The organism is Frankiales bacterium, from assembly GCA_016125335.1.
GTDB lineage: Bacteria > Actinomycetota > Actinomycetes > S36-B12 > CAIYMF01 > Longivirga.
Genome location: WGLY01000002.1, coordinates 102,608 through 115,183 on the forward strand (window position 1 = coordinate 102,608; position 12,576 = coordinate 115,183).

The window sequence follows — 12,576 nt, forward strand, 5'->3', positions numbered from 1 at the left end:
CGCGTCACGTCGCGGCGAGGTGACCGCCGTACACCAGCACCAGCACGAGCGCCCCGAGCGCGACGCGGTAGACGCCGAACACCAGCATCGAGTGGCTGCCCAGCCAGCGCAGCAGCCACGCGATGGACGCGTAACCGACGACGAAGGCGGCCAGGGTGGCGAGGACTGTGGGGCCCCAGGCGGGACCGCCCGCCTCGCCCACCTTGCGCGCCTCGAAGAGCCCGGAGAGCACCACCGCGGGCACGGAGAGCAGGAACGAGAAGCGCGCGGCGTCGGCCCGGGTGTAGGTGAGGGCGCGACCAGCCGTGATCGTCGCCCCGGAGCGCGACACCCCGGGCACCAGCGCCAGCGACTGCGCCAACCCGTAGAGCAGGCCGTCGCGCAGGTGCAGGTCCGCGATCGTCTTGCGCTGCGGGAACATGCGGTCGACCGCCCAGAGGACGATGCCGAACAGGATCAGCACCCACCCGATGAGGCGCAGGTCGCGCGCGCCCGTCTCGATCTGGTTGCGGAACGCCAGGCCCAGCACCGCGATCGGGATGGTGCCGTACACGAGGTACCAGCCGAGCCGGACGTCGAGCGTGCCGCGCGGCTCGGGCTGGTAGAGCGCACGCACCCAGCTCGACGCGATGCGCCACAGGTCGCGCCAGAAGAACACCAGCACCGCGGCCATCGTGCCCAGCTGCACGACGGCGGTGAACGCCGCACCGGGGTCCCCCCACCCGACGAGGGCCGGCACGATCCGCAGGTGGGCGGTGGAGGAGATGGGCAGGAACTCGGTGAGCCCCTGGACGATGCCGAGGACGAGGGCCTCGAAGTAGCTCACGCTCACTCCCCCAGTCCCGAGGCGTCGAGCACCTCGGTCATGGTCCGCAGGGTGGCCACGCGCTGCTCGATGGTGCCGGCGTAGGTGGCGAGGGTGAGGGTGGTGACGCCGGCCTCGGCGTAGGCGTGCAGGCGCTCCTGGATGCGCTCGCGCGGCCCGATCAGCGCCGTGCGGTCGATGAACTCCAGCGGCACGGCCGCGCCGGCGCCGGCGTAGTCGCGGGCGAGGTACTTCTCCTGCACCTCCGCGGCGGCGTCCTCGTAGCCCATCCGCGAGACCAGGCGGTTGTAGAAGTTCTTCTCGCGGCTGCCCATGCCCCCGATGTAGAGCGCGCTGTACGCACGGACGGCGTCGGCGCACGCGGCGACGTTGTCGCCGATCACCACCGGCACCGTGGGCACGACGTCGAAGCCCTCCATGGTGCGACCCGCGCGAGCGCGCCCCGCCGCGAGCGAGGAGGTGAGCTCCTCGGCGAACTCGGGGGCGAAGAACACGGCCAGCCAGCCGTCGGCGATCTCGCCGGTGAGCTCGAGGTTCTTCGGGCCGATGGCGGCGATGTAGATCGGGATGCGCTCGCGGACGGGGTGCACGGTGAGCGTCAGCGCCTTGCCGGGGCCGTCGGGCAGCGGCAGCGTGAAGAACTCGCCGTCGTGCACGACCTTCTCCCGGGCCAGCGCCTTGCGCACGATCTCGACGTACTCGCGCGTGCGGGCCAGGGGCTTGTCGAACCGGACGCCGTGCCAGCCCTCGGACACCTGCGGTCCCGAGACGCCGAGGCCGAGCCGGAACCGGCCGCCGGACAGGGTGTCGAGGGTCGCGGCCGTCATGGCCGTCAGGGCCGGGGTGCGGCCGGGGATCTGGAAGATCGCCGAGCCGACGTCGATCTGCTCGGTCTGCGCCGCGATCCAGGCGAGCACCGTGGCGGCGTCGGAGCCGTAGGCCTCTGCGACCCACGCGACGGAGTAGCCGAGGCGGTCGGCCTCGCGGGCGAGCTCGAGGCTCTCGGCGTCGTTGCCCGCCCCCCAGTAGCCGAGGTTGACTCCCAGGCGCATGGACTGACCTCTCTCGTGGCGGCGATCCCCGCGGAGCCTAGCCCTCGTGGCGCCGCCGTCCCGGATAGGGTCTCGCGCCATGGAGCAGCGTCCCCTCGGCCGGTCGGGCCTGCACGTCTCCCGGCTCGCGCTCGGCACGATGACCTGGGGCCGCGACACCGACCGGCACGAGGCCCGCGACCAGCTGCTCGCCTTCCTCGAGGCCGGCGGCACGCTGGTCGACACCGCGGACGTCTACGCCGACGGCATGTCCGAGGAGGTCCTCGGCGCGCTGCTCGACGAGGTGGGCCGCGACGCGGTCGTGGTCGCCACCAAGGCCGTCTCCCGCCCGGGGACGGCCCGGCGCCTCGACGCCTCGCGCGGGCACCTGCTCGCTGCCCTCGACGCCTCGCTGCGCCGGCTGCGGGTCGACCACGTCGACCTCTGGCAGCTGCACGCCTTCGACCCGGCGACACCCCTCGAGGAGACCCTCTCGGCGCTCGACGCCGCGGTGCGCTCGGGCAAGGTGCGCTACGTCGGCGTCTCCAACTACTCGGGGTGGCAGACCGCCAAGGCCGCCGCGCTGCAGGCGGCGCGCTCGCACGCGGCGCCGCTCGTCAGCACGCAGGTCGAGTACTCCCTGCTCCAGCGCGGGATCGAGCGCGAGGTCGTCGACGCGGCGGCGGACGCGGGCCTCGGGATCCTGCCGTGGTCGCCACTGGGCCGCGGCGTCCTCACGGGCAAGTACCGGCACGGCACGCCGGCCGACTCGCGCGCGGCCTCCTCGCACTTCGCGCGGTTCGTCTCCCCCTATCTGGACGACACCTCGCGCAGCGTCGTCGACGCCGTCTGCACCGCCGCCGAGGGGCTCGGCGTGGCGCCCCTCGAGGTGGCCCTGGCGTGGGTGCGCGACCGCCCCGGGGTCGTCGCGCCGATCCTCGGGGCGCGCACCGCGGCCCAGCTGCGGGGCGCGCTCACGGTGGAGGAGCTCGAGCTGCCCGACGAGATCGTCACGGCGCTCGAGGACGTCTCCGCGCCGGCCCTGGGCTACCCCGACCACCCCGGGGCGTCGCGCTGAACGCCGCCGTGGAGCTCCTGCTCGCCGCCTCGGCAGCGGGTCACACCGTGCTGCCCTACGAGATCGTCACCCGCCTCTGCCCGGCGGACGCCGTCGGCGACGCGATCGACGCCGGCGAGGTCACCGAGCTCCCGTGGCGCGGGGCCCGGGCCGTGGCCCTGACCGACCTCGCCGAGGACGAGGAGCTGCTGGCCGAGGGGCTCGCCGCGCTCGCCGCGGAGAACCGCCTCGCGGTCGTCACCGGCTCGCAGCCGCAGGCGCGTCGCCGGAAGCTGGACGCCGCCCTGCCGCCCGGGATGCCGTGCGTGGTCCTCGACGACGCGCACCTCACCACGGTGGAGGACGCGGCGGCCGCCGTGGAGGACCTGCCCGAGGACGCCGTCCTGGCGTTCTCGCTCGACCACGCGCTGCCCCTCGGGCCGGGCCCGGGGGCGGTGGCGCTCGACCTGGCGGCCTCCGGCGTGTGCCCCGTGCTGCGCGCCGACGAGAGCCCCGGCCCGCGGCTGCTCGACCAGGCGCGCGAGGAGGTCGCCGCCGGGCGCTGGCCCTCCGGCGAGGGCGCCGGCGAGGACCGGTCGTGGGTGACGGTGCCGGTCGCCTCGCCGGACGAGGCCGTCCGGCGCGTTCACCAGCTGCTCACGACGTCGATCCCCCGCGCGTTCGGCGTGCCCGCCGCCGAGGTGGGCGTGCTGCTGGCCGAGGGCGCGCTCGAGCCCGCGCAGGTCGTCGACGGCCTGGACGGGACCCCGCCGCAGGTGGTGCCGCTCGCGGGTGTGCCGGCCCAGGCCTGGCGCGCCGTGGTGATCGTGCTGCCCGGCAGCGCCCCCGCCTCGCTCACCCGCGCCGTGCTCTACGCCGGGATGCGCGCCGGCACGGAGCACGTCAGCGTGGTGCACGGCATGGGCACCGCTGCGCTGACCCAGCTCGTGGCGGGCACGACCGACCGGCCCCGCCGCACCCGGCTGGTCGAGCTGCTGCACTGGGCGAGCGGGGCCGGCCCGGCCCTGGTCTGAGGCACGATTGCGACCTCGCACCGGGAGGGTCTCGCCCTGCCCAGGGCGGCCCGGGCGCACAATGTCGCGCATGACGGCGGCCCGGAGCTCCACCTGGGAGTACCGCGACATCACCCTGCCCCGGGGCACCCCGCGCGACGCCGCCCGGGCCGCCCTCGTCGAGCTGGCCGAGCACGGCTCGTGGGAGCTGGCCCGGCTGCGCCTCTACCCGGACGGTCGCCGCCGCGTGCGGCTGCGCCGCCGCGTGCTCCGCGCGGTGCGCACGGCCTGAGCCTCCTCCGGGTCGCGGCCGGGCGTCACACGGCGCGCAGGAAGCGCCCGAGCACCCGGGTGCCGAAGTGCAGCGCGTCCACCGGCACGCGCTCGTCGACGCCGTGGAACAGCGCGCCGAAGTTGAGCGCCGGGGGCAGCCGCAGCGGCGCGAAGCCGTAGCAGCGGATGCCCAGGGTGGAGAACGCCTTCGCGTCCGTGCCGCCGGAGAGCATGTAGGGCACCGGCACGGCGTGCTCGTCCTCCGCGCGCAGCGCCGCCGCCATGAGGTCGATGCTCGGGCCGTCGAAGGTGGTCTCCACGGCGATGTCCTGGTGCACGAACTCCCGGACGACGCCCTCCCCGAGGGCGGCGTCCACAGCGGCCCACATCTCGTCCTCGTGCCCCGGCAGGTACCGGGCGTCGACGTGCGCCTCGGCCTCGCCGGGGATGACGTTCACCTTGTAGCCGGCGGAGAGCATCGTGGGGTTCACCGTGTTCTTCAGCGTCGCCCCGACCAGCGTGGCCATGGGACCGAGCTTGGCCAGGGTCGCGTCCATGTCGTCGGGGTCGAGGTCGGCCCCGGTCGCCTCGGAGAGCACGGCGAGGAAGTCGCGCACCGCCGGCGTGACGTGCACCGGCAGGTCGAGCCGGCCGAGCCGGGCGACCGTCTCGCACAGGGCCGTGACGCTGTTGTCGTCGTTGAGCATGGACCCGTGGCCGGCGCGCCCCGTGGCGCGCAGGCGCAGCCAGCCGATGCCCTTCTCCGCCGTCTGCACCAGGTAGAGCCGCAGGTCGTCGCGGACGGTCAGGGAGAACCCGCCCACCTCGCCGACGGCCTCGGTCACGCCCTCGAACATCTCGGGTGTGTGCTCGACCAGCCAGTGGGAGCCGATCTCCCCACCCGCCTCCTCGTCGGGCAGGAAGTTCACCACGATGTCGCGCTCCGGCACGATCCCGGCCCGCGCCCACGAGCGGACGACGGCCAGGGTCATGCCGCACATGTCCTTCATGTCCACGGCCCCACGGCCCCAGACCATGGGCACGCCCAGGTCGTCGTCGACCTCCGCGGCGAAGGGCGGCCGCGACCAGTCCTCGGCGCGGGCGGGCACGACGTCTAGGTGCCCGTGCACCATGAGCGCGCCGCGGGAGGCATCGCGGCCGGGGATGCGGACGACGACGCCGTCGCGCCGGGGCCCGCACGAGTACCGCTGCGGGTCCAGTCCCACCTCGCGCAGGCGGCCCTCGACGTACTCCGCGGCCTCCGCCTCGCCCGGCCCGGAGCCGTCGCCGTAGTTCGACGTGTCGATCCGGATCAGGTCGCGGACCAGCTCGACCACCTCGGCCTCTGCGTCCGGGAGCGGTGCGGGCAGCGCGGCGGCGGTGGTCTCGGTCACCCGGCCATCCTGGCGCAGGTCGTCGGTTTCGTCCCGCGTCGGGGACGGTTGTATGCTCTGCGGGTCGTCCGGCGAGGTGATCGCCGTGCGCACGTCCGGGTGGCGGAATAGGCAGACGCGCTAGCTTGAGGTGCTAGTGCCCGAAAGGGCATGGGGGTTCAAGTCCCCCCTCGGACACCACATCTCGATGATCGCCCCAGGTACTCCGCCTGGGGCGATCATCGTTGCGGGGCTCAGAGGTAGCCGCGGTTGCGCAGGCCCTTGAGCGCGACAGCGCCGTAGATCGGCGGGATGTAGAAGGTGGCGGCGCGGTAGACCAGCGCCGTCGAGAGCGCCACCACTTGGTCGACGCCGATGGCGACCAGGCCCGCGGTGAGCGCCGCCTCCGACACCCCGATGTTGCCCGGGATCGGCATCAGCCCGGCGAACAGCGCGACCAGCGTGTTGATGAGGATGAGCTCCGCGAAGGTCGCCTCGCCGCCGAACGCGCGCAGCGAGGTGCCGAGCACCATGGCGGCGACCACGTTCCACACCACGCTGCCGACGACGATGAGCAGCACCTTGCGCGGGGAGCGCAGCACCCGCAGCGCCACGCGGGTGTCGGCGGTGCGGGCCCGGATGAAGCCGCGCACGCGAGGGATGGCGAGCGCGATGAGCACCGCGGCCAGGGCCAGCAGCACGACGATGACCAGCACCTTGCCCCAGTCGACGCCGGCCAGCGCCTGCCGCAGCGACGGCTCGTCGGTCTGCGCGGGCGGAGTGAGCGACACCAGCCCCGACACCAGCGTCACCAGGATGACGGCGATCTGCACGAGCAGGCCGCCGATCGTGTTGATGAGGCTGATGGTCACCGCGGCGGTCGGGTTGCTGCCCACGAGCTGGAAGAACCGGATCGTCAGCGCGATGCGCCCGGCCGACGACGGGACGGCCAGGCCGATGAACGCGATCGCGTACTGGAGGCCGAGCAGCGGGCCGAAGCGCAGCTTGGTGGTCGAGGCACCCAGCGTCGCGACCGCCTGGCCGACCTGGATCACGGGAGCCAGCAGCACCGCCGCGAGCACCCAGCCCCACTGCGCACCTTGGAAGGACTGCACGATCGTGCTCAGCCCGATGCCGGCGACCGCCGAGATGAGCGCGTAGGCCACCAGCCCGAGCACGAGCACCATGCCCACCGAGGCGAGGGTGACCCGGCGCAGCTTCTCCAGCGGCGGCGCCTCGACGCCGGTGACCTCGACCACCGCGGCGCGCAGGTCCTCCATCGACCACGGCGCGGCCTTCGCCGAAGCACGCGTGTCCGGGTCGAGCGCGGCCGGCTGGAGGTAGGCGACCAGGGCGACGAGCCTTTCCTGCGGCAGCGCCGCGTGGGCGGCCGCGACGGCGGTCGCGACGTCGGTGGCCGCCGCGGTGCACACGAGAAGCTGCGCGTCGTCGGCCGCCAGCTCGGCCCCCGCCGGGCCGGTGGACCCCGAGGACAGGTCCGCGAGGGCGTAGCCGTCGTCCCGCACCACCAGCGAGCGGGGGCGCACGCGGCCGTGGCTGAGCCCGGCCGCGTGCAGCGCGCCGAGAGCCGCCCACAGCCCCGCCAGGACCTCGGGCGTCACCTCGTCGCGGTCGAGGTCGGCGAGGGTGCGGCCCTCGTCCCACCGCGCGAGCAGCGCGTCGCGGCCGAACGCCGTCCCCGCCGTGATGACGGGCTGCACGGGCACGCCGGCCCGCTCGGCCACCAGGGTGAGGAACGCCTCGTGCTCCACCTGGGTCTGGCGCCCGACGCGGGTCGAGAGGACGCCGCCGCGGTACCACAGCCGCGACCACAGGCTCGTCAGCAGCGAGCTCTCCGACGCGTCGCGGCCGTAGATGCGCACGAGCACCCGGCGTCCGGCGTCGTCGCGGCCCACGGCCGTCATGACGCCGCGCGGGTCGGCCGGCGCGTGCTCGAGACCGGTCACCGACGCCCCGAGGTCGGCGAGCTCGGCGGCGACCAGGTCGAGCGGCACCCGCCCCCCGGGCGAGCCGATGGCCAGGTGCACGAGGGCGGCCGACCCGGCGCCCACCACCACCCCGGTCGCGATCCCGAGCACCGTGTCGATGCCGATGGCGACACCGGCCACGGCGCCGCCGAGCACGAGGGTCCACCCCGTGCGCCGCAGCGGGCGTGACACGTACGGCGCCGACACCGCGACGACGGCCAGCACCACGGCCAGGCGGATGGCCGGGTAGGTGGCCGAGGCCTCGGACGAGCCGAGGGCCGAGCCGATCTGGCCCCACGTGGCCCCGCCCCCGAGCGCCAGCGCGCTCGCGGCGAGCGCGGTGAGCAGCGCCACGGCCACCTGCGCGCCCAGCAGCCGCCGGCGGCCGCGGGAGGACGCCGCGAGCAGCACGAGCAGGACGGCCCAGATCAGCGCCAGCGCGTACGCGGTCTCCCAGAACCAGCCGAGCAGGCCGGGCAGGGCGTCGATGAGCGAGGACGCCGCGTCGTCGACCGTGGTGGGCCCCGGAGCCGCGATCGAGAGCAGCGCGACCGCGGCCAGGCACAGCGCCAGCAGCACGGCGTCGGTGGGGCGGCGCTCGAACGGGGCGTCCGCGGCCGAGGACCAGAGGGAGACGCCGGTGATCCGCCGGCGCAGGCGGGAGGTGGCCTCAGGCGTCGTCGACGCCGGGGGCGGGCCCGCAGCCTCGATGCTCACGCGGCGGTCTCCAGGGACGGGGCGGCCAGGTCGGACGCACCGTATGCCCTGGCGCCCCGCGGCGTCCCGGCGACGCGACGGCCCGCGTCACGCCGTTCGTCGGCGTCGTACCGGCCGGCCCGCGGGCCGTGCCGCGACGCTCAGTCCTCGCGGGGCTCGGACTCCGCCGGGTGCCCGTCGACGGCGGCCGCCTGCTCGAGCATCGACGACAGCGCGAGGATGCCGGCCCGGGCCTGGCGACGGACCGCCACCAGGTGCCGGCGCAGCAGCATGCCGTAGGTCGTGACGACGCCGGCGCCGAGCGCCAGCCCGGTCACGAGGCCGGCGAGGACGCCCCACCGCAGCCCCGCGAGCAGGGCCACGAGCGTCGCGACCACGCCGGCCAGGATGGCCACCTGCGCGAGGTCCCAGGGATGACCGTGTCGTGCTCGCCTCCACATGTGCCCTCCAGGTGCCGCACCGAGTCGCTGAAGGGCGCGCGTACCCCTCGCGGGCCCAGGAAAACGTCCCGGCGGCGCGGGGTCGCCCCAGACCTGTCCAGGACCCGGACCAGATCCGTCGGGGTGGCCGCCCGTGTCCCGCAAGGCGGCACGGCAGCCGACTGCCGTCCTTCTATCGGACGCATGGGACGTCGGACCCGCGCACCCTCCCGCCGCCGCTTCAGCCCGGCGCGCGGGCGGCCGAGGCACTGGGTATGGCGACGACGATCCCGACGACCCCGGCCACCGCATGAGCGCACGACGTCTCGCCCGGTGGTCGGTCGTCGCGCTCACGGCGGGCGCGGTGGGCCTGGTCGGCTTCCCCGCGCTCAGCTCCGTCGCGTCCGCGGCGGGCGGCCTGCCCGCGCTGCCCGCCGGCTACGTCTCCTCGGCCGTCCCCTCGAGCGGCGCGTTCCCGATCACCGGCCGCAGCTGGGGGCACCGCATCGGCATGTCGCAGGTGGGCGCCCAGTACGCCGGCCGCGCCGGCTTCACGGCCGCGCAGATCCTGTCGCACTACTACCCCGGCACCACCAACTCCGTGGTCGCCCCGACCAGCTGGCAGCGCTTCTGGCCGGGCACCCCGGCCGGCGCGACCCGGCCGGTGCTGCGCGTCTACGTCGAGGCGAACGACGGTCTCAAGCTCGCGGTCACCACCAGCCCGAAGCTGCGCCTGGCCTCCCCCGACGGCCAGGTGCTCGCGCTGCCGGCGGCCCCGTCGCCGCAGCGGTGGCGGATGATCCCCTACAACAAGGGCAACCCGTCGCTGGGGCTGCGCCTGCAGTACCAGGGCGCCGGGACGCCGTGGCGCAACCTGAGTGTCGTGCCCTACGGCACCGGGTTCACCGAGTCCGACGGCGTGCGCATCGAGCTGGTCAACGGCACGACGCGCACCGAACCGAGCACCGTGGCCCTGCGCACGACCACCGCGACGTCCCACTCGTGGATCACCGTGTCGATGGTCGACCCCGAGGCCTACCTGCCGTCCGTGGTCGCCTCGGAGATCGGGCCGTCGTCGGCACCGGCCACGCTCCAGGCCCAGGCGATCGCGGCCCGCTCCTACGCCGCGCGGCTCGCCTACGTGTACGGCGGCTCGCGCAACTACGACGTGTGCGCGGCGACCTGCCAGTACTACCCGGGGGTCGCGACGGGCACGGTGGCCGGCGGCCGCAGCAAGGACGTGCCGCGCGGCTACGCCTCCACGACGGCGGCCGTCACGGCCACGCGCGACCGCGTGCTCACCTACCGCGGCGCGCCGGCGCTCACCATGTTCGCGGCGGCCAACGGCGGCTACTCGCGCAGCGGCGGGATGCCCTACCTGCCGGCCCAGGCCGACCCGTGGGACGCGCTGTCGAAGTCGTCGAGCCACGCGTGGTCGGCCAGCCTGCCGGTGAGCGTGCTCACGCGGTTCATCCCGTCCGGCGACCGGCTCACGTCGATGGCGATCGGCGGTCGCGACGGGCTCGGCGACCTCGGGGGCACCCCCACCGTGGTCGTGCTCGACTCCGTGTCGCCCACCGGCGACCTGCACCGCACCACGACGTCGCCGTCGGCGCTGCGCTCGGCGTGGTCGTGGCCGGGTGCGTCCTCCGGGCTGCGCTCGACGTGGTTCGCGGTCGTGGGCGCGACCCCGGCCCCGACCCCCACGCCCACCCCGACCCCGACCCCGACACCCACCCCGACGCCGACACCGACGCCCACGCCGCCCCCGAGCGCGTCCCCGTCGCCGACGTCGACGCCGGCAGCGTCCAGCACGCTGCGCCCGGCCGTGCTGCGGCTGGGCATGAGCGGCCCGGCGGTGAAGGCGCTGCAGCAGCACCTCGGCGTCACGCCCACCGGCTACTTCGGCCCGCTCACGAAGTCCTACGTGGCGCGCTGGCAGTCGCGCCACGGCCTGACCCCGACCGGGTACGTCGACAACGCGCTCTACCGGCGGATGCGCCTGCCGGTGCTCACCCCGTCGACGCCGACCGCGCCCGTCGTCTCGGCCACCCCGCGGCTGCGGCCCGCGGTGCTGCACCTGCGCTCGCGCGGCGCGGCCGTGAAGGCCCTCCAGCGCCAGCTCAAGGTGACGCAGTCGGGCTACTTCGGCACGCAGACCCGGGCCGCCGTCATCCGGTTCCAGTCGCGCCACGGCCTGCGGCCCACCGGCTACGTCGACCACGCCCTCTACCGCCGGCTGCGGCTGCCCGTCTCGCTGCTGCGCTGATCCCGACGGGACCGGCGCACGACGACGGCGGCCGCCACCACCACGGCGACCACTCCGGCGAGCAGCACCAGGTTGCGCAGGTAGGGCTGGGTGAGCAGCGTGCCGCTCTCGCCGCCGCGGGCTGGCGAGAGCGCGAACGGCAGCGCCACCAGCGCCAGGCCGGTCAGCACGACGAGCCCCGCCTGCACCGGCGGGCGGGCCGAGCCGGGGACCGTGCGGCGCAGCAGCCAGCCGACGCCCAGCGCCACCGGGACGAGCACGACGTCGTCGAGCACCACCATGGCCACCAGGAACGCCGCGAGGCCGAAGGGCGAGGCGGCATCCCAGTTGGTGACGACCTCGAGCACGCCCACGAGGATCGCCAGGACGCCGATGCCGCCCACCACCCGCCGGCCGGTCACACGACCTCGATCCGGGAAACCCACTTGGTCTGGAGGACGCCCGGGCGGTCCGGCGCGATCAGCCGCACCGGGTAGCCGTGGTCGAGCGTGAGCGGCGCGCCGGCCAGCCGCAGCGCCAGCAGGGTGTCCTCGTGCCGCGCGAACTGCGGCGGCACCTCTGCGGTGGCGTAGAGGCCGTCCGTCTCCAGCGACACGACGCGCACGGTGGAGCCGCCGTCGACCCCGCACAGGTCGAGCACGTCGCGCAGGCGCACCCCGCCCCAGGTCGCGACGGCGCTCCAGCCCTCGACGCAGGCCAGCGGCAGCTCCACCTCGTGCTGCGGGAGGGCGGCGAGGTCCGCGAGGGCGAACGAGCGCGGCGTCGGTCCGTGGACGGTCAGCGCGTACCCGGTGTGCTGCGCCGCCGGGACGACGCCGGCGTCCACGGCGGTGCGGTTGACCGGCACGCCGAGCGGCACGTCCTGCGGCGAGCGCGGCGCGAGCAGCCCGGCCCAGCCCAGCGGTCGCAGCGTCTGGCCCACGGTGACGGCGGCGACGGCGGCCGACCCCAGCAGCGCGGCGCCGAGCACGCCGCGGCGGGAGAGGACCCGGCTCCCGTCCAGGGCCCCCTCCCCCGGCGGGTCGTCGTCCGCCGGTCCCCCGCCGGCGCGCGCGTGCCACGCCTCGACGACCAGGGGCCACTTGACCGCGAGGTGGATCAGCACCGAGCCCAACACCACCCACGCGACCGCGTAGTGCGCGACCGGGAACAGGAACGACCACAGGTAGAGGTGCGCGAGGTTGAGCGTGCCGGTCACGAGCTCGAAGGCGGTGGCGGCCGCGAGCAGCCCCACGCTGAGCCGCTCCAGCGCGTGGCCGGCGGAGCGCACCGGTGGCCACGCCCACAGGCGCGGGTACACCGACCACAGCTTCAGCCCCAGCAGCGGGATCGCGGCGAGCCCGGTCGTCACGTGGATCCCCTGGGTGAGCCGGTAGCCCCACGCCGGGTCCGGCGGCAGCGGGAGCCAGGCCACCGGGTGCTGGTGCAGGTGGCTCACGAGACCGGTGAGGAAGCACACCGAGATGGCCGTGGCGAGCAGCGCCCCGGCCCGCGTGACCAGCCACGCGTGGCGCAGCGGGCTCGGGAACGCGTCGTCGGCGAACACGGGCAGGTCCGGCGGCGCCCCCGCATCCCGCACGGGTCGCACCCGCCGCCGGGGCCCGGTCGCC

11 protein-coding genes and 1 tRNA gene are annotated in these 12,576 nt (G+C 75.4%); 5 read left to right on the top strand and 7 right to left on the bottom strand.

The window, feature by feature from the left end; all coding sequences use genetic code 11:
- Positions 1–4: 4 nt before the first annotated feature.
- Together GC157_01385 and GC157_01390 are read right to left on the bottom strand one after the other, a co-directional pair.
- The gene (locus tag GC157_01385; protein MBI1376130.1) at positions 5–826 is read right to left on the bottom strand and encodes an undecaprenyl-diphosphate phosphatase; all 822 of its coding nucleotides are present in this window, start codon (positions 824–826) and stop codon (positions 5–7) included.
- 2 nt (positions 827–828) lie between these two features.
- The gene (locus GC157_01390; GenBank protein ID MBI1376131.1) at positions 829–1,878 is read right to left on the bottom strand and encodes an LLM class F420-dependent oxidoreductase; all 1,050 of its coding nucleotides are present in this window, start codon (positions 1,876–1,878) and stop codon (positions 829–831) included.
- Between the two features lie 79 nt (positions 1,879–1,957).
- On the opposite strand from GC157_01390, the gene GC157_01395 reads away from it, so the two are divergent.
- The 3 genes from GC157_01395 (at position 1,958) to GC157_01405 (ending at position 4,219) form a co-directional block, all read left to right on the top strand.
- Positions 1,958–2,935 carry an aldo/keto reductase gene (locus tag GC157_01395; GenBank protein MBI1376132.1) on the top strand — a complete coding sequence of 326 codons (978 nt, stop codon included), beginning with the start codon at positions 1,958–1,960 and terminating at the stop codon, positions 2,933–2,935.
- A gap of 8 nt (positions 2,936–2,943) precedes the next feature.
- A complete protein-coding gene (locus GC157_01400) occupies positions 2,944–3,948 on the top strand; it encodes a hypothetical protein (protein ID MBI1376133.1) in 1,005 nt (334 codons plus the stop codon).
- A 70-nt stretch (positions 3,949–4,018) separates the two neighbouring features.
- Complete coding sequence (locus tag GC157_01405) at positions 4,019–4,219, top strand: hypothetical protein (GenBank protein MBI1376134.1); 201 nt, start codon at positions 4,019–4,021, stop codon at positions 4,217–4,219.
- Between the two features lie 25 nt (positions 4,220–4,244).
- Here the strand turns inward: GC157_01405 and GC157_01410 are convergent, their stop codons facing one another.
- Positions 4,245–5,570 carry a M20/M25/M40 family metallo-hydrolase gene (locus GC157_01410; GenBank protein MBI1376135.1) on the bottom strand — a complete coding sequence of 442 codons (1,326 nt, stop codon included), beginning with the start codon at positions 5,568–5,570 and terminating at the stop codon, positions 4,245–4,247.
- A 117-nt stretch (positions 5,571–5,687) separates the two neighbouring features.
- Here GC157_01410 and GC157_01415 point away from each other — a divergent pair.
- Positions 5,688–5,774: transfer RNA gene (locus GC157_01415), tRNA-Leu, on the top strand.
- A gap of 53 nt (positions 5,775–5,827) precedes the next feature.
- Here GC157_01415 and GC157_01420 read toward each other — a convergent pair.
- Complete coding sequence (locus GC157_01420; protein MBI1376136.1) at positions 5,828–8,278, bottom strand: hypothetical protein; 2,451 nt, start codon at positions 8,276–8,278, stop codon at positions 5,828–5,830.
- 140 nt (positions 8,279–8,418) lie between these two features.
- Positions 8,419–8,655, bottom strand: a complete 237-nt coding sequence (locus tag GC157_01425; GenBank protein MBI1376137.1) for a hypothetical protein — start codon at positions 8,653–8,655, stop codon at positions 8,419–8,421.
- Positions 8,656–9,007: 352 nt separating this feature from the next.
- Here GC157_01425 and GC157_01430 point away from each other — a divergent pair, with 352 nt between their 5' ends.
- Positions 9,008–10,966 (top strand): hypothetical protein, encoded by a 1,959-nt coding sequence (locus tag GC157_01430; GenBank protein MBI1376138.1) that lies wholly within the window; start codon positions 9,008–9,010, stop codon positions 10,964–10,966.
- Here the strand turns inward: GC157_01430 and GC157_01435 are convergent.
- Together GC157_01435 and GC157_01440 are read right to left on the bottom strand one after the other, a co-directional pair.
- A complete protein-coding gene (locus GC157_01435; GenBank protein ID MBI1376139.1) occupies positions 10,927–11,391 on the bottom strand; it encodes a hypothetical protein in 465 nt (154 codons plus the stop codon). The two genes, GC157_01430 and GC157_01435, sit on opposite strands and share 40 nt — an antisense overlap.
- Positions 11,364–12,545, bottom strand: coding sequence for a molybdopterin-dependent oxidoreductase (locus GC157_01440; GenBank protein MBI1376140.1), 1,182 nt, complete (start codon positions 12,543–12,545; stop codon positions 11,364–11,366). The genes GC157_01435 and GC157_01440 overlap by 28 nt, the downstream gene beginning before the upstream one ends.
- Between the last annotated feature and the right edge of the window lie 31 nt (positions 12,546–12,576).